Below are 22,953 nucleotides of genomic sequence, written 5' to 3' on the forward strand. Positions count from 1 at the left end.
GACTGGAGCGCCAGCGAGACCGCCGGGGTTCCAGCCGCGTTTTCACATTTTTTTGTTGGTCCAGAACCGGCTCCCGCCTCATTGATTGATGAGAATTCGCAGCAATCGAGAAGGAACGGGATATGCGAACAGAGCGGATTGCGCTGGGTGTCGTGCTCGCGATCGGCGGCATCGTCGCGCCGGGCGCAGCATTCGCCGAGGAATATCGCGGGACCATGGAACAGCAGATGGCCTGCACGCCGGATGTCTGGCGTCTGTGCAGCGATCAGATTCCGGACGTGAGCCGGATCACGGCTTGCCTGCAGCAGAACACTCCGCAGCTCTCGAGCGGCTGCCGTGCCGTGTTCCAGTCCAACAACCAGATGTCGCCGCAGCAGCAGGTCCCGCGCAATCGCGCCGCACCGCCGCCGCGCTATAACAATGCGCCGCCGCCCCCTCCGCAGCGTCCCTATGACGATTACGACGATTAGGCTTCGAAGAGCGCATGATCCGGAAAATTGCGCAACGGACGGCGCGACGATGCGGTCGTGCCGCCCGGTCAGCGCTCGGTCTTGCTGTCCGATTCAGGTCGCTGTCCAAGCACCATCCGCAGGACGACACCGAAGAGAATGGCTGCGACTGGCCAATGGAACCAGATCTTGTTGCCAGTGAAAAGATTGATCAGAATCAGAAAGGCCGACACCGTGAGGGCCGCTGCAAGCGGGCGGGGCAGCTTTGCGAGCCAATCCGAGACGACATTCGTCGCCGAAGAAAGCTCGCGCCTGTCTTCCACCCGAGGAGCACGCGCTCGCTCCGAGGGCGTTGCGCTTGCCGCGATCGGGAAGCTCCCTTGTGCGGCGGCCCGGCCGCCCAGGGTCAGCCGATAACTGGTCAGAGGAGCAATGTTCTTCAGGGGACGCTGGCCGAGACAGTCGAAGCCAACGGACAGCTTGTTGTGCACCTGGTCGTAGACGGAGCTCGAGATCACGACGCCGCCGGGCTCAGCGAGCTCTTGCAGCCGCGATGCGATATTGACCCCGTCGCCATAGATGTCGGAGCCGTCCACCATCACGTCGCCGAGGTTGATGCCGATGCGAAACTGCATCGGGCTCGCCTGAGGCGTGTCAGCAGCCTGACTGGAAATTTCCTGCTGGATCTCGACTGCACATTGCACGGCCTCGACCACGCTGGCGAACTCGGCGATCACGGCATCGCCCCAGGTATTCACGATGCGGCCGTCATGGCGCTCGACCAATCGCGCGATGGCCGTGCGGTAGCGGCGGAGCGTCTCCAGCGTCCCGGCCTCGTCCGCTTCCATGAGACGAGAATAGCCGTACACGTCAGCGCACAGCACGGTGGTCAGTCGGCGTTTCACCTTGTCGTCGGTCATCGTTGCTATGCTAGCCTCCCTGGCCGGCAAATGCATCAGGCATCGTATCCGGTGCCACCTTACGGCCTGACCTCGCAGACATCGACCCATTCGGCGGCGGTCAGTTCGGCCATGCGATCGGGGGTGATGCGCACCGCGCTGTGGGTCGAGCCGGCGGCCGGCACCACCACGTCGAATGCCTTCAGCGACACGTCGCAGTAGATCGGCAGCGGCGCCTTCAGCCCGAACGGACAGACCCCGCCGACCTCGTGGCCGGTGATGTCGGCGACCTCCTCCAGCCCCAGCATCTTCGGCTTGCCGCCGAACTGCGCCTTGACCTTCTTGTTGTCCATCCGCGAGGTGCCGGCGGCGACGATCAGGATCACGCGTTCGCCGACGCGCAGGCTCAGCGTCTTGGCGATCATTCCGGGCTCGACGCCATAGGCTTCGGCGGCCAGCGGCACCGTGGCCGAGCTGATCTGTGATTCCATCACGGTGATGTCGGGGGCTTTCTCGGCGAAGAAGGCGCGAACGGATTCCAGGCTCATTCCGGGCAGCTCATTTCAGACTTTGCGGGCGGCGATGCCTAAGCAATCATTGGCAGCTCGGACAGCGAACGGACGCGGTGGTCCGGCGCAAATCCAAGCTCGTCCATCTGCGTGCGGATCGCCTTGAACATGGTCAGCGGTGCCACGAGTTCGTTCTCGACGCAAGCCAGCGCCATCGCCTCCGGCGTCACCCGCTCGATCCAGGCGACGTTCAGCCCGAATGCTTTCGCGCCCGCCACGTCCCAGGGGTTGGAGGACACGAACAGAACCTCGCTCGGTGCGGTGCCGAGCACTTCCCCGATCAGCATGTAGGCCTCCGGGCTCGGCTTGAAGATCTTCTTCGCGTCCACGCTGATGGTGGCATCGAGCAGGCGGTCGAGGCCGGAGTTGCGCACGAGTGCATTCAGCATGTCCGGGCTGCCGTTGGAGAGGATAGCGAGCTTTCGCGGTTTGAGCGCTGCAAGCGCGCTTGTCGCATCCGGATAGAGATCGAGGTGCAGATATTTCTCGATCACCCGCTCGAACGCCTCGCTCTCATAGGCCAGCCCGAGCACGCGCAGCGTATAGGCCAGGGAGTCGCGGGTGACCGCGGCAAAATCCTGGTAAGCCTGCATCAGCGAGCGCAGCCAGGTGTATTCGAGCTGCTTGATGCGCCAGACCTGCGTGATGATCTCGCCATAGCCCGGAAACGCATCCTCGGTGACCTCAGCGACCGACTGGATGTCGTAGAGCGTTCCGTAGGCGTCGAAGACGACGGCTTTGATGGTCATCGGCTGTCCCTTCGCGACCGCCAATTATTGAACTTCGGCATAGCGGATGATGCTCTGATTCTGAACGCTTGCGATCAATTCATCTGCGCGAGACAAAAGCCGTTGGAGCAACGGGGAGGAATTTTCCTGATTGAACCCCAAGGCTAAATCGACCGTTGGCGCTCCTCCCTCGATCGCTCTGGCAACAACGTTGGGTGCCAGCATATTCTGCGCATAGAGGGGAACAAGACTAATTCCGCCTGTGGACGCTACGAGCGACATCGCCGACGATATATTCTCGCCTTCGTACCTTGCCTTGAGCGTGATCCCAACCCTGGATGCATAATCATCAATGACGGCTTGCAGCACCGGGGAGGTTCTTGCCGAACTGACGTAAATTTCCCGGGCCAGATCTTGCGGCCGAATCTTTTTGCGAGAGGCCAAACGATGGTCAGCCGGAAGCACAGCAATCAAGGGCTCCTTCGCCAGCATCTTGAAGATTAGACCCGCGCTGTCTTTCTCAGGCCGAAGGAAGGCGACATCCAACTTTCCTCGCATCAACGCGAGCGTGAGTTCTGGGGAGGATTGAGTGCAGAGCGTGACTTCGACCTCGGGTGCTTCCTCGCGGAGGATCCGCAACAGATGGGGTAGCCACATAACCTCCAATCCAACCAGGAACCCCATGGAAAGCGTGGGTCTTTGCGGCTCGGCCGTCCGCCGAGCACCGTCAGTCGCCGCCTCTACTTGCAAGAGCGCCAGCCGAGCGTGATCGAGAAACACTCTTCCTGCGGCTGTCAGCGTCACGCCGCGGGCCTGGCGCTCCAATAGCTGTACGCCAACTTCGTTTTCCAGATCGCGGATCTGTCGACTCAAAGACGGCTGCGATGTGTTCAGCCGCCGCTGGGCAGCGATCAAAAAGCTGCCTTCCTCCGCCACGGCAACGAAATAGCGCAAATGCCGAAGTTCCATTCGCCCTCGTATATCTTTGAGGCATAGCTCCGAGCGTACAAGGTCTTAGTCATCAACAGAAGGGGGATTTAGCTTCGCGCAGTTTCAACCCACCAAGGGACCAGGAAGAATGTCGACAACCTCCAAGCCTAGCATCGTGTTCTGTCACGGCCTCTGGGCCGATGGCTCCTGCTTCGGCAGGGTGATTCCCACCTTGCAGGCCGATGGTCACGAAGTGATCGCTGTCCAATACGGGCTCAACAACTACGCGGACGACGTCGCCACCGTGAAGCGCACGCTGGGTCGGGTCAACAGCCCAGCCGTACTCGTGGGTCACTCCTATGGCGGAGCCACCATCACGGGCGCCGGTACCGACGAGCGCGTCGCCGGCCTCGTTTACATCGCCGCGGTCGTCCCGGATGTTCGGGAGACCGTGCAGAGCCAGCTCAACAAGTACCCGACCGAAATATTCTCCCAGATCGAGAACGCAGGCGGACGTATCTGGATCAAGCCGGATGGCGTCAAGTACTTCGCGGGAGACCTTTCCGAGCAAGAGCAGAAGCTGGTGTGGGCGACCCATTATCCGCCCGCTGCCGATCTGCTCGATCAGCAAAATCTCGATGAAGTCGCCTGGAGGTCCAAGCCGAGCTGATACATCCTCGCGCAGAAGGACCAGACCGTGCATCCCGACCTTCAGCGTTTCCTGGCCAAGCGCATGAATGCCACCACGGTCGAGACCAACAGCAGCCATGTCACCATGCTCTCCCAGCCTGACCTCGTCATCGAGGTCATTCGCAAGGCCGCTGCCGCGGTTCAGGCAAGTCGGTCGAAGTAGGTGACATTTCGCTCGCGAAGGGGACGCCGTTTAAGGCGTCTCCTTTTCGCCGATTCGGGGGATTTCGGAAGACGTAGCTGGGTCTTTCGACAGAATTCGGGATCCAGTCACGACAATTGAGGAGTGCCCATGTCCACCGTCTCGAAGCCAACAATCGTCTTTTGTCACGGTATCTGGGCTGATGGCTCGTGCTTCAGCAAAGTCATTCCTGCATTGCAGACCGACGGCCACGAGGTCATTGCCGTCCAATATGGATTGGACTCCTATGAAGAAGACCTTGCGACGGTGAAGCGCACGCTCAACCGCGTTGGCAGCCCAGTGCTCCTCGTCGGTCATTCCTACGGCGGAGCGACCATCACCGGCGCCGGTACTGATGATCGCGTTTGTGGCCTCGTCTACATCGCAGCCGTGGCCCCCGATGCAGGTGAAACCGTGCAAGACCAGCTCGATAAATATCCATCGGACATCTTCTCGCGCGTCGAGATCGCAGACGGACGTGCCTGGATGCTGCCGAGCGGCACCGAGTTTTTTGCCGGCGACCTTTCCGAAGCAGAGCAGAAGCTGGTGTGGGCCACTCATTATGCGCCCGTCGCCGATCTGTTCCAGCAGCAGAAGCTTAGCGCGGACGAGGTCGCGTGGAGATCGAAGCCAAGTTGGTACATCCTGGCTACTGGAGACCATACCGTGCATCCCGACCTGCAACGCTGGGTCTCGAAGCGCATGGGAGCGACGGTCACGGAGGTGGCAAGTAGCCACGTGCCGATGCTTTCTCAGCCCGACCTTGTGATCGACGTCATCCGCAAGGCGGCAGCCGCTGTTCGAAAGAGCTAGTTCGCAGGATGGGTTGAACTCTTGCGAAGCCCATCCTACGCGCTTGTCGCATCCGGATAGAGATCGAGGTGCAGATATTTCTCGATCACCCACGTGAGCGCCTCGCTCTCATAGGCCAGCCCGAGCACGCGCAGCGTTAGGCGAGGGAGTCGCGGGTGACCGCGGCAAAGCCCTGGTAACGCCGCATCAGCGAGCGCACCAAGGGGGGCACGGCATCGAAGTGTGATTGATATCACAGAGCCAATGCTTGCCTTTCATCAGGCTCGACGTAGGCTGCGCACACGTTGATCGGGGCCTGCGATGGGCGCTCTTCGTTGGTTTTCATTATTCTTTTTCATCTGGCTGACCTGCGGTTCGGCGCAGGCCGAGCGCCGCGTGGCGCTGGTGATCGGTAACTCGGCTTATGAAAAGGTCGCGCGGCTCGGCAATCCCTCCAGCGATGCAGCACTCGTGGCCGAAACTCTGAAGGCCGCCGGCTTCGATCTTGTCGACCTGCGTCGTGACCTGAAAGTAGCTGATATGAGGCGGGCGCTGCGGGACTTTGTCGAACAGTCCCGCGATGCCGAGGTTGCGGTCGTTTACTATGCCGGTCATGGCATCGAGGTTGATGGGGTCAATTATCTCGTCCCGACCGATGCTGTCCTCGAACGTGACACTGACATTTATGACGAGGCATTGTCGCTGGATCGGGTGTTTGTCGCTATCGAGCCTGCGAAGAAGTTGCGGCTGGTGGTTCTTGACGCATGCCGTGACAGCCCGTTCTCGAAGGTGATGAAGCGGACCCTCGCTTCCAGGGCGATTGGGCGCGGCCTCGCAAAGGTGGAACCCTCAAGCCCCAACACTCTGATTGCCTTCGCATCAAAGGCAGGTTCAACGGCGCTGGACGGTGATGGCAAGAATAGTCCGTTCACGGCGGCGATGGTTCACCACGTTACCAAGCCTGGCCTGGATCTGCGAAAGGCTTTTGGTTACGTCCGCGACGAAGTTTTGAAGTCTACCGCCAATAGGCAAGAGCCATATCTCTACGGCTCACTTGGAGGCGATGATTTGTCGCTTGTCCCGGCAGCGGCGGCGCCGTCCCCAACAGGACCGCAGGCTGATCCTCAGACGGCGATCCGAAGGGACTACGAGCTGGCGCTGCAACTCGGCACCCACGATGGCTGGGAAGCTTTTCTGTCTCAATATCCAGATGGCTTCTATGCCAACCTTGCAAGAGCGCACGCGAAGAAAATCGCTGCAGAAGAGACGCGGGCGGCTGCCGCTGAAAAGGCGAGGCTTGCGGAGCAGGAGAGGGTTCGTCTTGCCGCAGAAGGTGCAAGACAGTTCGAGATTGAAAAAGCAGCCGCGGCTGCCAAGGCTGCTGAAGAGGCCCGCATCGCTGCCGAGAAGGTCAAGCAGATCGAGCAGGACAAGGCTGCTGCTGCTGAAAGAGCTCGTCTGGCCCAGGAGAACGCGGCCCGGGAACAAGCAATTCGAGAGAAGGCCTCGCGAGAAAAGAACCAGCAGGTCGCTGCTCTGCCACCTCCCGTCGAGACGGAGCAGATCAGCGCCGATACGGCGCGCGCGCTGCAAGCCGAGCTACGTCGTGTGGGATGCAATGTGGGCGTTGTCGACGGCGTTTGGGGTGAGCCCTCGCAGAAAGCCCTCGACCTCTTCAACAAGCACGCTGGCATGAAACTGAATGTGAGCGTCGCCACGACCGACGCGCTCGACGCCGTCAGAAACAAGGGCGGGCGAATCTGTCCGCTGACTTGCGAGAACGGCTACCGCGCAGAGGGGGACCGCTGCACGAAGATCACCTGCCGCAAGGGCTACGTCCTGAACGACGAGAATGAGTGCGAGAAGAAGGGAGCATCGCCTGAAGCAAAGAAAAAGCCAGAGCTGCAGCAACGCGAAGTAAGACCCTCTTCGTCCTCCGCCGTTACGCGCGCTGATGCGGCTCTATCTAACGGCACCTACCAGAAATGCATGGGCCCCATCACGGGATGTTATGCAAGGGCTATCCAGCAGATGGATCCGCAAAGAGCCAAGATCTGGTGCAGTCGGCAGCCGGCGTGCTGAATCACGAAGGCGGAGAAGAATGAAAGTTGCTCGTCGTCAGGCTATCGTCGGCGCAGTCGCGTTTTGAATTCGCATCGGCTCAAATGGATAGAGACGTTCCACTGTCGAAGCGCAAGGCGTACGCTCTTAATGATCGAGTTGCTTTCTTTCTCAGTCAAATTCTTGGGTAAAGTCTGACTAGATCCTGAAACAAGGGGGCGGTTGATGTCGAGGATTCCTGCAGTTCTTTTTGTTGTGATGTTTCCGCTGGTGTTTGCGGTCGAAGCGAGGGCTCAGGTGCACAGTCCAGCGGCCAAGATGAGCTCTGACAACGGACAATGTCCCACCGGCAGTTGCGCCATGGACGGTTCGGCTTTTGCAAAACACCGCAAATATTGTTCGCCAGCCAACTGTCTAAACAACCGTTTTAACAGGAAGCAGACGCAGAGGTAGAGTTTGCATGGCGTTCGATGCAGCCATTCAAGCTAGCCAGTCGGCTGACGTCCCCGCCGCGTCCAGGTCGCGCGCTCGGCGAAGACCTGGCTGACCTCAGCCATGTGCTCGGTGCCCCACGCGCAGAGCGGCACGAGAGCCTGGGCGAGGCTGTGGCCCAACGGGGTGAGGCTGTAGTCCACCCGCGGAGGCACCTCCTTGTAGTCGGTCCGCTTCACGAGCCCATCGGCCTCCAGCTCCTTCAACTGCTGGATCAGCACCTTGTCGCTGACGTCGCGGATGGCGCGCCGGAGCTCGCCGTAGCGGGTCGGGCCGTCCTGGGCGACGAAGTACAGGATCAGTGGCTTCCACTTGCCGGCGACCACCCGCAAGGTTGCATCGAGGCCGCAGGTGAAGCCGGGCAAAGTCGGCGTGCAGCTCTGGACCGGTGTGGGAGCCTGTGCAGGCGGGAAAGTCGTGTCTGACATTTTTTAGGTACTTACCAAAAGGTGCATACTTGTCGATAGGTAGGTATGCCGCCAGCTCAGTGCAACCTCAGTGAAGGAGCACATCATGAGCAGACTACAAGGCAAGACGGCAGTGGTGACCGGCGGCGGCACCGGCATCGGATTTGGTGCGGCGAAACGCTTCATCGACGAAGGCGCGTTCGTCTACATCTTCGGCCGGCGGCAGGAGCAGCTCGACACTGCGGTGGCGAAGCTCGGATCCTCGGCGCGCGCCGTCAGGGGCTCGGTGACCGATCTGTCCGACCTCGACCGTCTCTACGAGACGGTGAAGAAAGAACGAGGCGGGCTCGACATCCTGTTCGCCAACGCCGGGACCGGGTTGTTCGCGCCGCTCGGCGAGATCACGGTCGAGCATTACGATCATATCTTCGACGTCAACGTGAAGGGATTGGTCTTCACCGTGCAGAAGGCGCTGCCGCTGATGACGAAGGGCGCGTCGATCATCCTGACCGGTTCGAGCACGGGCGTGATGGGAACGCCGCAGTTCAGCATCTACAGCGCGACCAAGGCCGCGGTTCGCAATCTGGCGCGCAGCTGGGCGCAGGATCTGCGCGGCACCGGCATCCGCGTCAATGTGCTGTCGCCGGGGCCGACCAAGACGGAGCTGGCGCTGGAGATCGTCGGCGAGGAAGCCTTCGACGCGCTTGGAAGCACGACGCCGCTCGGTCGCGTGGCAGCCCCGTCGGAGACAGGCGCGGTCGCCGCGTTCCTGGCGTCGTCGGACAGCAGCTTCATGACCGGAAGCGAGGTGTTCGTCGACGGCGGCCTCGCTCAGATCTGACGCTCTGAGCATCGGGCGTGAGGGCTTCGGTCATCATGATCGAAGCCCTCCATGCCGACGAAGATGCTGCTGCTAGATCCCCAGCAGCTTCCTCGCGTTCGCCTTCAGCACCTTCGGCCGGATCTCATCGCGGATCTCGATCTTGGCGAAGTCGGACAGCCAGCGGTCCGGGGTGATCACCGGCCAGTCCGAGCCGAACAGCATCTTGTCCTGCAGAATCGAGTTGATGTAGCGCACCAGGATCGGCGGAAAGTACTTCGGCGACCAGCCCGAGAGGTCGATATAGACGTTCGGCTTGTGGGTCGCGACCGACAGCGCTTCTTCCTGCCAGGGGAAGGAGGGGTGGGCGAGGATGATCTTGAGGTCGGGGAAATCGGCCGCGACGTCGTCCATGTACATCGGGTTGGAATATTTCAGCCGCATCCCCATGCCGCCGGGCATGCCCGAGCCGACGCCGGTCTGGCCGGTGTGGAACAGCGCGACCGCGCCGCCGTTGTTGATCTCTTCGTAGAGCGGATAGGCCATGCGGTCGTTGGCGTAGAAGCCCTGCATGGTCGGGTGGAATTTGAAGCCGCGCACCCCGTATTCCTCGATCAGCTTGCGCGCCTCGCGTGCGCCGAGCTTGCCCTTGTGCGGGTCGATCGAGACGAAGGGGATGAGAACATCGAGATGGTCGGAGGCGGCCTCGATCATCTCGTAATTGTTGTAGCGGCGGAAGCCGGTCTCGCGCTCGGCGTCGACCGGGAAGATCACCGCGGCGATGTTCTTGGAGCGGTAGTAGGCCGCGGTCTCCGGCACGGTCGGCGGATGCTTGTTCGGCGACTTGAAGTATTCCGCCATCTGCGCCTGGAAATCGTCATAACCGTCGTCGGGGTGGCAGCCGCAGGGCTCCTCGGCATGGGTGTGGATGTCGATGGCGACGACATCGTCGATATTGGGCAGCTTCAGCTTCGGCATGGGTTTCCTCCCGACGGGTTGCCGAATTGATTATATGATATAACGAATTTGGCAAGGCGTCGTCGAAAGGTCTGACTCCCTTGCGATAAATCGGGCCGATCCGGCCGCTTTGACTGTGCATGGGGTTGTTTTCGCGAATTTGCCGGTTCGGAACCGGGCAGTTAACATTGACATCCCCTCCTGCCATGCCTTAAGAACCGCCCCGTCCCGGGTGGTCGTCCGCCGGCGGGAAAAATCTCATTTTGCCACATTCGCGCGTGCCGAAACGGTAGTGCCGAACACGGCCTTTCGAACGTTCAGGATTCCGCCATGAAGGTCCGTAACTCGCTGAAATCGCTGCGCGGTCGCCATCGCGCCAACCGCCTGGTCCGCCGCAAGGGCCGGGTCTATGTGATCAACAAGGTGCAGCGCCGCTTCAAGGCTCGTCAGGGCTGATCAGTCAAAGGCTGATCCCTGTCGAGGGCTCCTGAGCGCGCCCCCGAAAGACGACGGTCTCACACGAGTTTGACGCCGCCTTTGCTTTGCAAGGGCGGCTTTACGCGTTTAGACTTTCATCATGGCAGCGAGATTCCCGTTAGCGCGCACCCTGTGTCTGGCCTTTGTGCTGGGAACCGCCGGCGTTGCTCCGGCCCTGGCACAGCAGGTTGATCCACCCGGCAAGCAGAAGAAGCTCCCCGAGGCGCCCGCCAAGCTGCCCAAGGTCGATCGCAACAAGAATCTCGAATTCCTGTTCGGCGCGCTGAAGGCGGCGCCCGACGAGGCCAGCGCCAAGCATGTCGAGGCGCGGATCTGGGCGATCTGGCTCCAGACCCCGAGCGACACCGCGGCGCTGTTGATGGCCCGCGCCAAGACCGCGGTCGACGCCAAGAAGATCGAGGTCGCGATCAAGCTGCTGGATTCGGTCATCAAGCTCAGGCCCGACTATATCGAGGCCTGGAACCGGCGTGCCACGCTCTACTACATGCAGAACGACTATGGCCGCTCGCTCGCGGATATCCAGCAGGTGCTGATCCGGGAGCCGCGCCATTTCGGCGCGCTCGCGGGCCTCGGCATGATCATGCAGGAGGTCGGCGACGAGAAGCGTGCGCTCGAGGCCTATCGCAAGGCGCTCGCCGTCAATCCGCACCTCGAAAAGATTCCCGACCAGGTCAAATCGCTGACCGAGAAGGTCGAAGGCCGCGATATCTAGAGCACGATCCGGAAAAGTTCGGGAGGATCGTGCTCGCGCAATAGCGGATAGTTTGATCATCTTCCGAGCGATGGCGCCTTACGTGGATTAACCACGATCGGAAGCGCGGCATCGTGAGGACTATTGCCGGCGCCGCCAGGGGCCTACCTGCATGGCAGGAGCAAAAGCCATGAAGCGTTTGATTCTTGCAGGGTGCTTGCTGCTCGCGTCGGGGACGGCGAGCTTCGCCGACGGACTGTTCTGGGTGGTCGGCAACCGCGCCACCGGAAAATGCAACATCGTGACCAGCAATCCGGTCATCATCGGCGATATCTGGTTCGGCGACGGTCCCTACAAGTCGAGGGCCGATGCCAAGCTTGCCCGTTCGACGATCCGCCTCTGTCCCGCGCTCACGCCGGACGAGGAAAAGGACGAGGACGGCGCGAACTAGCAATCGTGCCAAGCATAATCCGGAAAAGTGTGCAGCGGTTTTCCGACAAGATCATGCTCGATAGAGAGCCTAAAGTGCGGTCCACCGCACTTTAGTGCAGGGCGCTGCCGCCGCGCTCGACCAGGCCGCGGTCGGCGGCTGCCGCGTAAGCCTTTGCAAGCTCCGATTCCAGGTGCTCGTTGATCAGCAGCAGCGCCCGTACGGCACCGCGCAGATCGCCGTTGCAGCTCGCCACGATCTCGTCGATCGCACTGTCGTTCGATCTGAAGCTCATCGAAAATCCTCCGGTTCAAATCAGGACAAATCCTGCCGGTCTTTCCCGCATCCCCTGAGGTTGCCCTGGGGCCTGCGAGGAGGATCGGCGCCCACCCGCGCCTAAATGGCGGAACCGACCATGGCGATTATAAGGAAGCCCCGATGACGGCTGCATGAAGCTGTTCCGAGGCTTGCGCGCCCTCCTGGAATGTTGTTGATTCCATTGAGTTTTCACGTTCTCCAATTATGCACATATCCACAGCCCCGGCAGTTTCGGCGGATTCGCGGAAGCCGGCGGAGCGAAACTGCCGCCCGAAACTGCCGCCCGAAACTGCCGCCCATGACACCCGTAACTGCCCTGTGCCCAGGATCACCCGGATTCTCTCCATGATCGTGATGTCAGTCGTGACGGCGCTGGTTCTGCTGGCGCTGGTCACGCAGGCTGGAATCGTCGCCGTGCAGCGCGCCTTTCCGCCGCAGGGCGGGATGGTCGAGGTCGACGGCGCGACGCTTCACATCGTCGATATCGGTCCGCGCGACGCAGGCCTGCCGATCGTGATGCTGCACGGCGCGAGCTCCAATCTCGAAGCAATGCGGCGCCCGCTCGGCGACCTCCTCGCCAAGGATCATCGCGTCATCCTGGTCGACCGTCCCGGCCATGGCTGGAGCACGCGGGCGCGGCGCCAGGATTCCACGCCGCAGATCCAGGCGCGGATGATCGACGAGGCGCTCGGCAAGCTCGGGATCGATCGCGCGGTGTTCGTCGTTCATTCCTGGAGCGGTGCGCTCGGCGCGCGGATCGCGCTCGATCATCCCGGCCGCGTCGCCGGCCTGGTCATGCTCGCTCCCGTCACCCATCCCTGGCGCGGCGGGGTCGGCCGTTACAATGAGTTCATCGCAACGCCGGTGATCGGTCCGCTGCTCGCCTACACGATCACCCTGCCGCTCGGCTACTTTCTGGCCGAGCCCGGCGCGCGCAACGTGTTCCTGCCGCAGACGATGCCGGATGGATTCGTGCAGGACTCCGCGACGCCGCTGCTGCTGCGCCCGCGCGAGTTCATCGCCAATGCCTATGATCTGGTGACGCTGAAGCAGGCGGTGACGGCGCAAGCCGCGCGCTATGGCGAGATCTCGGCGCCGGTCACGATCATCGCCGGCGAGCCCGACAAGACGGTGAAGACCAACATCCACGCCCGCCCGTTCGCAGCCATGGTGCCGCATGCGAAGCTGATCGTGCTGCCCGATCTCGGCCACATGGTGCAGAACGCCGTGCCGGAGCTCGTGAAGACGGAAATCGAAGCGATGATCGGGAAAATCGCCCCGGCGCAGGCGGCCGCCGATTAGAGCTGACGCTCCCCGTAGCCCGGATGGAGCTGCCGCCGCAGCTCGCAGAGCGAAGGCGGAAGCGCAATCCGGGGCCGCTCGCCCGGCATTTTGCACCGTCCCGGATTGTGCTTCGCTCCATCCGGGCTACGGGACCGCGCCTGTGTCGCCCTCTGTCAATCCATGCGCGCAAAAATATTCCACTTTACCGAAATTCGGTTTCGACGTATGTGTTGCCCATTCCGGCTTGACCTTGAGGGGCGATCGCGCGTCGTCACGTTTCGCGAGCCGGGCTTGCGGTGGACGCGGCAGCGTCGGCACGAAAAAGGTAGCGGGCAGGGCGGGTAGTCCCTGTGAGCCCGAAACCGCGTGCGGACGAGCGACGCTGAACGCGTACGGCAAAACCGTGTGGTCCTGGCCGTCGTTGCTACGGTCAAGCCTTTCGAAGGTGCGCGCGAGCCCAACCGGGCGGACGGCATCGTCAATTCGAACGGCGAGGGAGGCCAGAGGGAACTCGGCTCCCGGGAGAGCACGGCATAAGCCGTCCGACCATCGCGCAGGGAAGGCCGAGTGATCGGCACCACCTGTATGCTGCTGTGCGGTTCTTTCTGCGTGTGCATTTCGCGCAGCGGACCGCGGGTGCGAGCCGGCACCCGGCCTTCCCTGCGCCCTCTTGGCTTTAGAGGGCGAAAGATGAAGCAAAGCTCGGGCGTATTCAGCCGCGAGGCTGCGAAGGCATGTCCGCAGCCACACACTCGCTGTCATCGCCCGGCCAGTGCGCAATTGCGCACCAGGACCGGGCGATCCAGTATTCCAGAGGCGCTTGTGATTGAATCGAGAGGCCGCGGCGTACTGGATTCCCCGCCTTCGAGGGGAATGACAGTGGAGGTTGGAGAACGCAGGTGCCGCCTTATACGAAGAAGGCGCGTCAAAACAAAAAGCTGCAGCTTCGGTCCCGATTGATCAGAACCGAAGCTGCAGCGGCTGTCTGCTACGTGCTTACTGCTTGATCTTCCCGTCCTTGTCGAACTGGGAGACATAGGTCCAGAGATTGTTGATCTCGGTCTCGTTCTTGATGCCGGCGAACGCCATCTTGGTGCCGGGGATCTTGGCCTTGGGGTCCTTGATGTATTCCTTGAACACGGCCTCGTCCCAGGTGATGCCGGAATTCTTGTTCGCGTCCGAGTAGCTATAGCCCTCAACCGTGCCCGACTTGCGGCCGTTGAGGCCGTTGAGCTCGGGGCCGACCTTGTTCTTGGCGCCTTCGCCGATCGCGTGGCAGGCCAGGCATTTGTTGAACGACGTCTTGCCGGCCGCGGCATCCTGCGCCATCGCGGCGGGTGCGGTGGCAATCGCGGTGAGGATCGTCAGTGCGCCAAAAATCAGTTTTGTCATCGGGTGCTCTTCGTCTCTTCCCTGGTGGGTCTGGGCTGGTCAGTCCATTGCCGGATCGGCAATCGCCCGACCTGCCGGTTTTGGCAGGCCTGCGCGGCTTGGACAAGCCACCAAACCATGACAGGTTTCATGATTTCCGACTTGTCCCAGAGCGAACTGGCGGAAGATGGGCGATCCGACTTTCGGATGGCCTACCCAAACACCCGCGGACGTGATTGATTTGCCGAGACAAATTGATCGTGCGGCGCGAGCCGGAAGGATATGCCATGAAGGATCCGATATGGCCATCATGATGCCTGCGAGCGACCAGGCGGTGCTGGCGCGCCGCGCTGAGATCGTTGCTGCATTGCGTGCGATCGTGCCCGGCGAGGGTGTGATCGATACGCCTGCGGAGATGCGGGCCTATGAATCCGACGGGCTGACGGCCTATCGGCAGCCGCCGATGGTCGTGGTGTTACCCGATACGACCGAGCAGGTCTCGCTGATCCTGAAATATTGTGCAGGTCAAGGCATCAAGGTGGTGCCGCGCGGTTCCGGCACATCGCTATCAGGCGGGGCGCTGCCGCTCGAGGACGGCGTGCTGCTGGGCCTCGGCAAGTTCAAGCGCATCCGCGAGATCGATTTCGACAACCGCGTCGTCGTCACCGAGCCCGGCGTCACCAACCTCGCCATCAGCCAGGCGGTCGCCCATGCCGGCTTCTATTACGCGCCCGATCCGTCCTCCCAGATCGCCTGCTCGATCGGCGGCAATGTCGCGGAAAATTCCGGCGGCGTGCACTGTCTCAAATACGGCATGACCACCAACAACGTGCTCGGCTGCGAGATCGTGCTGATGAGCGGCGAGATCCTGCGCATCGGCGGCAAGGGGTGCGAGAACCCGGGCTACGATTTGATGGGCGTCATCACCGGCTCCGAAGGCCTGCTCGGCGTCATCACCGAGGTCACGGTCCGCATCCTGCAGAAGCCCGAGACGGCGCGCGCGCTGATGGTCGGCTTCGCCGAGGTCGAGGCCGCCGGCGAATGCGTGGCGCGCATCATCGGCGCCGGCATCATTCCCGGCGGCATGGAGATGATGGACAAGCCCGCGATCCATGCCGCGGAGGCCTTTGTCCATGCCGGCTACCCGCTCGACGTCGAGGCGCTGCTCATCATCGAGCTCGACGGTCCCAAGATCGAGGTCGACGAGCTGATCGCGCGCGTCGAGACCATCGCACGAGGCTGCGGCTCGGTGACGCTGCAGATCTCCAATTCCGAGGCCGAGCGCAATTTGTTCTGGGCCGGCCGCAAGGCCGCGTTCCCGGCGGTGGGGCGCATCTCGCCCGACTATCTCTGCATGGACGGCACGATTCCCCGCGGCGCGCTGCCGAAGGCGTTGGCGCGCATCCGCGAGCTCGGCGAAAAATACCAGCTCGGCTGCGCCAACGTGTTCCACGCCGGCGACGGCAATCTGCACCCGCTGATCCTGTACGATGCCAACAAGCCCGGCGAGATCGAGCGGGCCGAAGCCTTCGGCGCCGACATCCTGCGTGCCTGCGTCGAGTTCGGCGGCGTGCTCACCGGCGAGCACGGCGTCGGCATCGAAAAGCGCGACCTGATGCCGGAGATGTTCAGCGAGATCGACCTCAACCAGCAGCAGCGGCTGAAATGCGCCTTCGACTCGCAGGGCCTGCTCAATCCCGGAAAAGTGTTTCCGACCCTGCACCGCTGCGCCGAGCTCGGCCGCATGCATGTCCACGCGGGCAAGCTGGCGTTCCCGGACATTCCGCGGTTCTAGCGTCGATAGCTGCGCCTTCGCTGCAACGCGCCAGATTTGCTTTCCGTTCTAAACTTGGATACCGGCTCAGTCGTGAATACGCTTAAGGTCAGAGACGCCAAAGACGTCGAAGAGGTGGTGCGCGCGGCGATTGCCAATGAGCAGCCGCTCGAGATCATCGGTCATGGCAGTAAGCGCGGCATCGGCCATGCCATGGCGACCAACGCCGTGCTCGACCTCTCCGCGCTCAACGCCGTCACCTCCTACGAGCCGAACGAGCTGATCATCACGCTCCAGGCCGGTGCGCCGCTGGCCGACGTGCTCTCGCTGATCGACGCCAAGAACCAGCAATTCGCCTTCGAGCCGATGAATACCGCGCCGCTGCTCGGCACGCCCGCGCTCGGGACCATCGGCGGCATGATCGCGGCCGGGCTCGCCGGCCCGCGGCGCATCAGGGCGGGCGGGGCGCGCGACCACCTGCTCGGGGCACACGCCGTCTCGGGCTTCGGCGACAGCTTCAAGACCGGCGGCAAGGTGGTGAAGAACGTCACCGGCTATGACCTCTGCAAGCTGCTGGCGGGATCCTGGGGCACGCTGTCCGTCATGACCGAGGTCACGCTGAAGGTGATGCCGAAGCCCGAGGCCGAGCGGACGCTGCTGCTGCACGGGTTAGATGATGCCGCCGCCAACAAGGCGATGACCGCGGCGCTCGGCTCGCCCTTCGACGTCTCCGGTGCCGCGCATCTGCCGAAATCGGCGTTCCGGGCCAAGACCGAGGGGCTTGGCGATCTCGCGGGGGAGGGGGAGGCGCTGACCGTGCTGCGGCTCGAGGGCATCACGGCCTCAGCCGCCCATCGCGCCGGGTCGTTGCGCGAATTGCTGGCGCCGTTCGGAACCGCGACGCTGATCGAGGACGCAGCGTCTGCTGCGCTATGGGCGACGATCCGCGACGTGCTGCCGTTCGCCGCCGGCGGCGCGCTCGGCGCCTGGCCGGTCTGGCGGATCGTCTGCGCGCCGGCCTCGGGTGCTGCGCTCGGCACGCAATTGGCGCGGGAGACGGGGGGCGATGTGATGTACGATTGGGGCGGCGGGCTGATCTGGGCGGCACTGCCGCCGAAGGGCGACGCGCATGCTCCGGCGGTGCGGATGCGTGCCAATGCCGTCGGCGGCCACGCAACGCTGATCCGGGCGGCCGAAGACGTCAGGCGCGATGTCGACGTGTTTCATCCGCAAGCGCCAGGCATTGCCGCCTTGAGCGAGCGGGTGCGCGCCAGTTTCGATCCAAAGGCCGTTCTCAACCGGGGCCGCTTGAGCCGAGGCGCTGTGGCATGAAGACCGAATTCTCACTCGCCCAGCTCGCCGACCCCGACATTGCGGAGGCCGACAAGATCCTGCGCGCCTGCGTCCATTGCGGCTTCTGCACCGCAACCTGTCCGACCTATGTGCTGCTCGGCGACGAGCTCGATAGCCCGCGCGGCCGCATCTATCTGATCAAGGAGATGCTGGAGAAGGACCAGACGCCGACGGCGGAAGTGGTCAAGCATGTCGACCGCTGCCTGTCGTGCCTGGCCTGCATGACGACCTGCCCCTCGGGGGTGAACTACATGCATCTCGTCGACCAGGCCCGGGTCAGGATCGAGCAGCGTTATGAGCGGCCCCTGGCCGAGCGGCTGCTGCGCCAGGTGCTGGCCTTCGTCCTGCCGGACCCGCAGCGCTTTCGCATCAGCATGGTGCTGGCGCGGCTGGCCCGTCCGCTTGCCGTTTTCCTGCCGACGCCGCGGCCTTCGGCGACGCCCGGCCTGATCCAGCGCATCAAGGCGATGCTGGCGCTGGCTCCGCACCGGCTGCCGCCGCCGGGTCCCGCCGCCGGCAGCGTGTTCGCGGCGCTCGGCAAGAAGCGCGGCCGGGTCGCGCTGCTGCAGGGCTGCGCCCAGCAGGTGCTGGCGCCGCGCATCAACCAGGCGGCCATCAGTCTTCTCACCCGCCACGGCATCGAGGTTGTCCTGGTCCGGGACGAGCAGTGCTGCGGCGCGCTGACCCATCACCTCGGCAACGATCAGGATGCATTGGCGCGGGCGCGGGCCAACGTCGCGGCCTGGCGGAAGGAAGCGGCCGGCGAGGGGCTCGACGCCATCCTGGTGACGGCGTCCGGCTGCGGCACAGTGATCAAGGACTACGGCTATCTGCTGCGCGAGGATGCTGCGTTCGCCGCCGATGCGGCGAAGGTGTCCGCGCTCGCCAAGGACATCACCGAATACATCGCCGGCCTCGCACTCGAGCCGACTGCGCGACAGGACAACATCGTCGTCGCCTATCACTCGGCGTGTTCGTTGCAGCATGGGCAGAAAATCACGGGCCTTCCGAAAGAATTGCTTTCCAAGAATGGATTCGTGGTGAAAGATGTGCCGGAGAGCCATTTGTGTTGCGGTTCGGCGGGGACCTACAACATTCTCCAGCCCGAGCTTGCGGGCCGGTTGCGCGATCGCAAGATCGCCAACATCGCAAGCGTCAAGCCGGACATGATTGCCGCGGGCAATATCGGCTGCATGGTGCAGATTGCCAGTGGCACGTCAGTTCCGGTCGTACACACGATTGAGCTTCTCGATTGGGCTACGGGCGGGTCGCGGCCGGCATTGAACGCGCAAGTTTGAGCTTTCAAGCCTGAACTTTCGTCCGGAGGCGACGGTAGAACGGCGCTCGATCGACCATTGTTCGTCGGCAACAGGAGGACCACGATGGCGAAAGCGAAGAAGAAAAAAAGCAAGAAGGCCAAAAAGGCGAAGAAGGCAGTAGCGGCGAAGAAATCCGCGAAGAAGGCAGCCAAGAAGTCCGCGAAGAAGTCTGCCAAAAAATCCACGAAGAAATCTACCAAGAAGGCTGCAAAGAAAGCTTCGAAGAAGGCCGCGCCGAAGAAGGCCGCCAAGAAGGCTGTGAAGAAAACAGCCAAGAAGGCCGCCAGCCCGGCTGCACCGAAGAAGGCCGCGAAGAAAGCGGCACCGAGGAAGGCGAAGGCAGCTCCTGCGCCCAAGCCGTCAGCGCCGGCGGCAGCTCCGGCTCCCGAGCCGGCCGCCGAGACGAGCTGGGCGATGCCTTCGTCTTCTGCGGAAGCGGCGCCGGCCGAGGGGCAAGGCTAGGTCCCATCCAGCGACCGCGATCGCCAACGGGAAGGCCGCTGCGGTGACGCTGCGGCCTTTTTGCATCGCCGCAAGTAGCTCCGGAAGCTCTCCGTTTACGGCGCCTGTTTGATTCGTAGCCCGGATGCCACGCTGGCCGCCTTCCCCGTACTTGCACGGTCCTGCCGTGCGTTTTGGAATGCGAATAATGTGATCGAGAAGACACACAGGCCGACAACCTTTCGTGGAATCGTCAAAACGCCCAAAAAGTCGGCAGATGCCCGTGATTTTTGCTTCACGGCCCACATCCCTCAATCCAGATTGTCGCAGTAACGCAATTTTGCAGACAAGTCGTTTGCCCCGGGGGCTTCCGGGATCCGACTGGGTAAGAACTGGCGATGGGGATCGAAATGAAAAAATTGGCTTTGTTGGCAACGGCGCTGGCAATGGTGACGACGGGTTCGGCTTTCGCGGCAGACTTGCGCGTGAAGGCATTGAAGGCCCCGCCGCCGCCCGCCTTCGATCCCTGGGATATCGCCTTCGGCGGTGCGGTGATGAGCGACTACATCTTCCGCGGTATCACCCAGTCGAACCACAAGCCGTCGGTCTCGGCCTATTTCGAGCCGCGCTACAACGTCACCAAGGACCTCCAGCTCTATGTTGGTGTGGCCGGTGAGAGCATCTCCTTCCCGAACCGCGCCGCAGCCGAGATCGATATCTACGGCGGTATCCGCCCGACCTTCGGTGCATTCGCCTTCGACATCGGCGTCTGGGGTTACCTGTATCCGGGTGGGACCTGCTATTACGGTGCGCCGATCGACACCGCCGGCAACCCGCTCAGCGCGCAGTGCGCCGCGAACGCCCTGCTCAACGGCAACGTGATGAAGAAGGACGTCAGCTTCTTCGAAGTCTACGGCAAGGTGAACTACACCATCAACGACAATTGGAGCGTCGGCCTGAACGAGTACTACACGCCGAGCTTCCTGAACTCCGGTGCGTGGGGCGACTACGTGTCGATCACCGCCAAGTACACTGCTCCGAGCACCATTTTCGGCTCCAGTGGCGTCGGCATGTACGTCTCGGGTGAGTTCGGCCGCCAGTTCCTGGGCACGTCCGACTCGTTCTACGGCACGGGCTTCGCCGCGCCGGGCTTCGCCGGTCCGTTCCCGAACGGCATCAAGTACGCCGACTACAACACCTGGAATATCGGCATCGGCTTCACCTACAAGGTCTTCACGCTCGACCTGCGTTACTCCGACACCGACCTGTCGAAGGCGAACTGCAACGCGTTCACCAGCGACTATACGGCGACCGCCAACGGCAGCTTCAGCAACATCAATCCGACCGGCGTCGGCTCCAACTGGTGCGGCGCGGCTGGCATCGCCAAGCTCTCGTTCGACCTGACGGCGATGACCAACCTGAAGTAATTTCTTCCCGGAACGACTTGTTGGGGCGGCAGAGCAATCTGCCGCCCTTCTGCTTTTTGGGGTGCGGGGTGCCTGGCCTTGGTCGTCCGAGACGCCCGCCGGCCTCTCAGCGTGCCGCGGTCGGCTCCGGCCGGGCCGGCTCGCCGGCTTTGCCGAGGACGTGGATCTCGCCGTGCTCCACCAAGGCCACCTTCCGGGTGTGGAAGGCGTCCAGCGTCGAGCGGTGGCCGATCGAGACGATGGTGGCCTGCGGCAGCTTCTCCGTCAGCAGCCGATAGAGCCGGTCCTCGGACGGCTCGTCCAGCGACGCCGTCGCTTCGTCGAGGAATAGATAGTCCGGCACGTGCAGCAGCGCACGAGCAAGCCCAAGGCGTTGCTGTTCGCCGAGCGACAATGTCCGGTTCCAGTGGCCGTGCTCGTCGAGCCGCTCCGCCAGCCGCGGCAGGCCGACTGCGATCAGCGCGTCGCGGATCTTCTCGGGCGGGACGGAGCCGTGCCCGGCCGGGTAGATGACGGCGTCGCCAAGCGCACCGATGGGGAAGTACGGTCGTTGCGGCAGCATCATCAGCTTCGACGTCTCGGGAATGGCGACGGTGCCGCTGCCGAACGGCCAGACGCCGGCAATCGCCCGGAACAGTGTCGACTTGCCGGAGCCCGACGGGCCGGTCACCAGCACCCGCTCCGAGGGCTGGATCGTGAAGGCATCGGCTGCGACCAGAGGCGCGCCGTTCGGCAGCTTGACGAGCAATTGCTCGAGCGCGATGGCCTTGCCGTTCGATGGCGCGATGTCGATGGTCGGTTCGAGCGCCGCGCCGTGGGCGGCGGAGCTGACCGACATCTCGAAGCCATCGAGGCGGGCGATCACCGCGCGCCACTCTGCGAGCGAGCGGTAGGCGGTGACGAAGAAGGACAGCGCATCCTGCACGCTGCCGAACGCCGAGCCGGTCTGCATCATGTCGCCGAGCTGGATGCGCTTGGCGAAGTAGGCCGGCGCCACCACGACATAGGGAAAGATCGTCGCAGCCTGACCGTAGCTTGCCGTGAAGGCGGTCAGGCGCTTGGTCCGGCTCATGATCTCGTACCAATTGCCGATGACGAAGCCGAAGCGCCGCAGCAGATGCCCTCGCTCCGCGGGCTCACCTTTCAGCAGGGCGATCTGCTCGGAATTTTCGCGCACGCGGATCAGGTTGAAGCGGAAGTCGGCCTCAAAGCGCTGTTGCTCGAAATTGAGATTGATGAGCGGGGCGCCGATCCAGTGGGTCAGCGCGGTACCCAGAATAGCGTAGGCCAGTGCGCACCAGACCAGAAAACCGGGCACGAGGATATCGGTGCCGTAAATGTACAAGGGGGCCTTGTAGGACAGACCCCAGAGGATGACGACGAACGAGGCCAGCGTCACGATCGACGACAAAAGGCCAAGGCCGATGGTCAGCGTTTGCTCGACGAAATTCTTGACGTCCTCGGTGATGCGCTGGTCCGGATTGTCGGCGGCATCGCCCTTGAGCTGCATGCGGTAATGGGTGGCGCCCTCGAGCCATTCGCCGAGATAGTGTCGCGTCAGCCATTGCCGCCAGCGGATCTGGAGCCACTGGTTCAAATAGAGCTTGTAGACCGCCAAAGCGACGAAGGTGAAGGCAAGCCCAAGGAAGATCCAGACCTCCTTGACGAATTCGGGCAGATCGTAGGCCTGCAGCGCGCTGTAGAACCGGTTCTGCCACTGATTGAGGAGCACGTTGATCGCGACCAGCACCAGCTCCATCGCGACGACGACGGCGAGCAGGCCGCGGCCGGCCCACTTGTCCTCCGACCGGAAATAGGGGACGGCGATTCGCCAGACGATCGCGAGCGTGGCGCTGAGGTTCTTCACAGAGCAGAATCTCCTAGGGGGATGTGCACAACGGCCCGGAGCCAGAGGCTTGAGGCAATGGCTGAAATGGGCGCGCTTAGACTAAAGTCGCAAGTGCTGCAATTTGCGTTGGCTTGTCGCAGCTTGCAACCCTAGCATGGGGTTCGACGGCGCGGGGTGGGGTGCTCTGGGATTTCGCGAGCTTGTGAGCGGGACGGGAACCGCC

22 protein-coding genes and 2 pseudogenes are annotated in these 22,953 nt (G+C 62.7%); 14 read left to right on the top strand and 10 right to left on the bottom strand.

The genetic code is table 11. The features are described 5' to 3' along the window. Window positions 1-122 precede the first annotated feature (122 nt). A complete protein-coding gene (locus AABA86_RS31645) occupies window positions 123-470 on the top strand; it encodes a hypothetical protein (protein WP_212253200.1) in 348 nt (115 codons plus the stop codon). 68 nt (window positions 471-538) lie between these two features. Here the strand turns inward: AABA86_RS31645 and AABA86_RS31650 are convergent, their stop codons facing one another. The 4 genes from AABA86_RS31650 to AABA86_RS31665 are packed head-to-tail and all read right to left on the bottom strand — an operon-like array spanning window position 539 to window position 3,614. Next, complete coding sequence (locus AABA86_RS31650) at window positions 539-1,369, bottom strand: adenylate/guanylate cyclase domain-containing protein (RefSeq protein WP_338309577.1); 831 nt, start codon at window positions 1,367-1,369, stop codon at window positions 539-541. 59 nt (window positions 1,370-1,428) lie between these two features. After that, on the bottom strand, window positions 1,429-1,896 hold the full coding sequence (locus AABA86_RS31655) for a YbaK/EbsC family protein (RefSeq protein ID WP_212253204.1): 468 nt from the start codon (window positions 1,894-1,896) through the stop codon (window positions 1,429-1,431). Window positions 1,897-1,934: 38 nt separating this feature from the next. Continuing rightward, window positions 1,935-2,666: a haloacid dehalogenase type II gene (locus AABA86_RS31660; protein WP_338309578.1), complete on the bottom strand. Its 732-nt coding sequence runs from the start codon at window positions 2,664-2,666 to the stop codon at window positions 1,935-1,937. 24 nt (window positions 2,667-2,690) lie between these two features. Next, a complete protein-coding gene (locus AABA86_RS31665; protein ID WP_338309579.1) occupies window positions 2,691-3,614 on the bottom strand; it encodes a LysR family transcriptional regulator in 924 nt (307 codons plus the stop codon). Between the two features lie 109 nt (window positions 3,615-3,723). On the opposite strand from AABA86_RS31665, the pseudogene AABA86_RS31670 reads away from it, so the two are divergent. Together AABA86_RS31670 and AABA86_RS31675 are read left to right on the top strand one after the other, a co-directional pair. Then, window positions 3,724-4,428, top strand: a pseudogene (locus AABA86_RS31670) (alpha/beta fold hydrolase). Window positions 4,429-4,557: 129 nt separating this feature from the next. Further along, window positions 4,558-5,259: an alpha/beta fold hydrolase gene (locus AABA86_RS31675; protein ID WP_338309580.1), complete on the top strand. Its 702-nt coding sequence runs from the start codon at window positions 4,558-4,560 to the stop codon at window positions 5,257-5,259. 38 nt (window positions 5,260-5,297) lie between these two features. On the opposite strand, the pseudogene AABA86_RS31680 reads toward AABA86_RS31675, so the two are convergent. Next, a pseudogene (locus tag AABA86_RS31680) lies at window positions 5,298-5,458 on the bottom strand (haloacid dehalogenase type II); the annotation flags it as partial. A gap of 101 nt (window positions 5,459-5,559) precedes the next feature. On the opposite strand from AABA86_RS31680, the gene AABA86_RS31685 reads away from it, so the two are divergent. Next, complete coding sequence (locus tag AABA86_RS31685) at window positions 5,560-7,320, top strand: caspase family protein (RefSeq protein ID WP_338309581.1); 1,761 nt, start codon at window positions 5,560-5,562, stop codon at window positions 7,318-7,320. 464 nt (window positions 7,321-7,784) lie between these two features. On the opposite strand, the gene AABA86_RS31690 is transcribed toward AABA86_RS31685, so the two are convergent. Then, window positions 7,785-8,156, bottom strand: a complete 372-nt coding sequence (locus AABA86_RS31690) for a winged helix-turn-helix transcriptional regulator (protein ID WP_212253325.1) — start codon at window positions 8,154-8,156, stop codon at window positions 7,785-7,787. Window positions 8,157-8,304: 148 nt separating this feature from the next. Between AABA86_RS31690 and AABA86_RS31695 the strand changes: the two genes are divergently transcribed. Further along, entirely contained in the window at window positions 8,305-9,039 is a 735-nt protein-coding gene (locus AABA86_RS31695) for an SDR family NAD(P)-dependent oxidoreductase (protein WP_338309582.1), read from the top strand. A gap of 72 nt (window positions 9,040-9,111) precedes the next feature. Here AABA86_RS31695 and AABA86_RS31700 read toward each other — a convergent pair whose 3' ends face one another. Next, window positions 9,112-9,996, bottom strand: a complete 885-nt coding sequence (locus AABA86_RS31700; protein WP_018321552.1) for a 4-hydroxyphenyl-beta-ketoacyl-CoA hydrolase — start codon at window positions 9,994-9,996, stop codon at window positions 9,112-9,114. A 309-nt stretch (window positions 9,997-10,305) separates the two neighbouring features. On the opposite strand from AABA86_RS31700, the gene ykgO reads away from it, so the two are divergent. The 3 genes from ykgO to AABA86_RS31715 all read left to right on the top strand — a co-directional run bounded on the left by ykgO (window position 10,306) and on the right by AABA86_RS31715 (window position 11,615). Then, entirely contained in the window at window positions 10,306-10,431 is a 126-nt protein-coding gene (gene ykgO / locus AABA86_RS31705; protein ID WP_006611362.1) for a type B 50S ribosomal protein L36, read from the top strand. A 121-nt stretch (window positions 10,432-10,552) separates the two neighbouring features. Next, window positions 10,553-11,185: a tetratricopeptide repeat protein gene (locus AABA86_RS31710; protein WP_338309583.1), complete on the top strand. Its 633-nt coding sequence runs from the start codon at window positions 10,553-10,555 to the stop codon at window positions 11,183-11,185. Window positions 11,186-11,354: 169 nt separating this feature from the next. Next, a complete protein-coding gene (locus AABA86_RS31715; RefSeq protein ID WP_338309584.1) occupies window positions 11,355-11,615 on the top strand; it encodes a hypothetical protein in 261 nt (86 codons plus the stop codon). Between the two features lie 91 nt (window positions 11,616-11,706). Here the strand turns inward: AABA86_RS31715 and AABA86_RS31720 are convergent, their stop codons facing one another. Next, window positions 11,707-11,889 carry a hypothetical protein gene (locus tag AABA86_RS31720; RefSeq protein ID WP_212253229.1) on the bottom strand — a complete coding sequence of 61 codons (183 nt, stop codon included), beginning with the start codon at window positions 11,887-11,889 and terminating at the stop codon, window positions 11,707-11,709. Between the two features lie 368 nt (window positions 11,890-12,257). Here AABA86_RS31720 and AABA86_RS31725 point away from each other — a divergent pair, with 368 nt between their 5' ends. Continuing rightward, complete coding sequence (locus tag AABA86_RS31725) at window positions 12,258-13,214, top strand: alpha/beta fold hydrolase (protein WP_338309585.1); 957 nt, start codon at window positions 12,258-12,260, stop codon at window positions 13,212-13,214. 978 nt (window positions 13,215-14,192) lie between these two features. Here the strand turns inward: AABA86_RS31725 and cycA are convergent. Continuing rightward, the gene (cycA, locus tag AABA86_RS31730) at window positions 14,193-14,588 is read right to left on the bottom strand and encodes a cytochrome c-550 CycA (protein WP_212253239.1); all 396 of its coding nucleotides are present in this window, start codon (window positions 14,586-14,588) and stop codon (window positions 14,193-14,195) included. A 280-nt stretch (window positions 14,589-14,868) separates the two neighbouring features. On the opposite strand from cycA, the gene AABA86_RS31735 reads away from it, so the two are divergent. The 5 genes from AABA86_RS31735 to AABA86_RS31755 all read left to right on the top strand — a co-directional run bounded on the left by AABA86_RS31735 (window position 14,869) and on the right by AABA86_RS31755 (window position 20,881). After that, window positions 14,869-16,362, top strand: coding sequence for an FAD-linked oxidase C-terminal domain-containing protein (locus AABA86_RS31735; RefSeq protein WP_338309586.1), 1,494 nt, complete (start codon window positions 14,869-14,871; stop codon window positions 16,360-16,362). 72 nt (window positions 16,363-16,434) lie between these two features. Beyond that, complete coding sequence (locus AABA86_RS31740; RefSeq protein WP_338309587.1) at window positions 16,435-17,673, top strand: FAD-binding protein; 1,239 nt, start codon at window positions 16,435-16,437, stop codon at window positions 17,671-17,673. Continuing rightward, window positions 17,670-18,992, top strand: a complete 1,323-nt coding sequence (gene glcF, locus AABA86_RS31745) for a glycolate oxidase subunit GlcF (RefSeq protein ID WP_338309588.1) — start codon at window positions 17,670-17,672, stop codon at window positions 18,990-18,992. The genes AABA86_RS31740 and glcF overlap by 4 nt, the downstream gene beginning before the upstream one ends. Before the next feature lie 84 nt (window positions 18,993-19,076). Next, a complete protein-coding gene (locus AABA86_RS31750; protein WP_212253247.1) occupies window positions 19,077-19,475 on the top strand; it encodes a histone in 399 nt (132 codons plus the stop codon). 389 nt (window positions 19,476-19,864) lie between these two features. Continuing rightward, window positions 19,865-20,881, top strand: a complete 1,017-nt coding sequence (locus AABA86_RS31755) for a TorF family putative porin (protein WP_212253249.1) — start codon at window positions 19,865-19,867, stop codon at window positions 20,879-20,881. A 106-nt stretch (window positions 20,882-20,987) separates the two neighbouring features. Here AABA86_RS31755 and AABA86_RS31760 read toward each other — a convergent pair whose 3' ends face one another. Further along, on the bottom strand, window positions 20,988-22,748 hold the full coding sequence (locus AABA86_RS31760) for an ABC transporter ATP-binding protein/permease (protein ID WP_212253251.1): 1,761 nt from the start codon (window positions 22,746-22,748) through the stop codon (window positions 20,988-20,990). Window positions 22,749-22,953: the final 205 nt, after the last annotated feature.

Source organism: Bradyrhizobium sp. TM233 (assembly GCF_036247965.1).
Taxonomy (GTDB): Bacteria; Pseudomonadota; Alphaproteobacteria; order Rhizobiales; family Xanthobacteraceae; genus Bradyrhizobium; species Bradyrhizobium ottawaense.

Excerpts from the sequence above, each read along its gene's own strand:
- AABA86_RS31725 (WP_338309585.1), top strand. The coding sequence starts at position 12,258 with ATGATCGTGATGTCAGTCGTGACGGCGCTGGTTCTGCTGGCGCTGGTC.
- AABA86_RS31660 (WP_338309578.1), bottom strand. The coding sequence starts at position 2,666 with ATGACCATCAAAGCCGTCGTCTTCGACGCCTACGGAACGCTCTACGAC.
- AABA86_RS31710 (WP_338309583.1), top strand. The coding sequence starts at position 10,553 with ATGGCAGCGAGATTCCCGTTAGCGCGCACCCTGTGTCTGGCCTTTGTG.
- glcF (WP_338309588.1), top strand. The coding sequence starts at position 17,670 with ATGAAGACCGAATTCTCACTCGCCCAGCTCGCCGACCCCGACATTGCG.
- AABA86_RS31645 (WP_212253200.1), top strand. The coding sequence starts at position 123 with ATGCGAACAGAGCGGATTGCGCTGGGTGTCGTGCTCGCGATCGGCGGC.
- AABA86_RS31695 (WP_338309582.1), top strand. The coding sequence starts at position 8,305 with ATGAGCAGACTACAAGGCAAGACGGCAGTGGTGACCGGCGGCGGCACC.
- AABA86_RS31665 (WP_338309579.1), bottom strand. The coding sequence starts at position 3,614 with ATGGAACTTCGGCATTTGCGCTATTTCGTTGCCGTGGCGGAGGAAGGC.
- AABA86_RS31650 (WP_338309577.1), bottom strand. The coding sequence starts at position 1,369 with ATGACCGACGACAAGGTGAAACGCCGACTGACCACCGTGCTGTGCGCT.
- AABA86_RS31715 (WP_338309584.1), top strand. The coding sequence starts at position 11,355 with ATGAAGCGTTTGATTCTTGCAGGGTGCTTGCTGCTCGCGTCGGGGACG.
- AABA86_RS31750 (WP_212253247.1), top strand. The coding sequence starts at position 19,077 with ATGGCGAAAGCGAAGAAGAAAAAAAGCAAGAAGGCCAAAAAGGCGAAG.
- AABA86_RS31685 (WP_338309581.1), top strand. The coding sequence starts at position 5,560 with ATGGGCGCTCTTCGTTGGTTTTCATTATTCTTTTTCATCTGGCTGACC.
- AABA86_RS31755 (WP_212253249.1), top strand. The coding sequence starts at position 19,865 with ATGAAAAAATTGGCTTTGTTGGCAACGGCGCTGGCAATGGTGACGACG.
- AABA86_RS31735 (WP_338309586.1), top strand. The coding sequence starts at position 14,869 with ATGGCCATCATGATGCCTGCGAGCGACCAGGCGGTGCTGGCGCGCCGC.
- AABA86_RS31700 (WP_018321552.1), bottom strand. The coding sequence starts at position 9,996 with ATGCCGAAGCTGAAGCTGCCCAATATCGACGATGTCGTCGCCATCGAC.
- ykgO (WP_006611362.1), top strand. The coding sequence starts at position 10,306 with ATGAAGGTCCGTAACTCGCTGAAATCGCTGCGCGGTCGCCATCGCGCC.
- cycA (WP_212253239.1), bottom strand. The coding sequence starts at position 14,588 with ATGACAAAACTGATTTTTGGCGCACTGACGATCCTCACCGCGATTGCC.
- AABA86_RS31675 (WP_338309580.1), top strand. The coding sequence starts at position 4,558 with ATGTCCACCGTCTCGAAGCCAACAATCGTCTTTTGTCACGGTATCTGG.
- AABA86_RS31720 (WP_212253229.1), bottom strand. The coding sequence starts at position 11,889 with ATGAGCTTCAGATCGAACGACAGTGCGATCGACGAGATCGTGGCGAGC.
- AABA86_RS31655 (WP_212253204.1), bottom strand. The coding sequence starts at position 1,896 with ATGAGCCTGGAATCCGTTCGCGCCTTCTTCGCCGAGAAAGCCCCCGAC.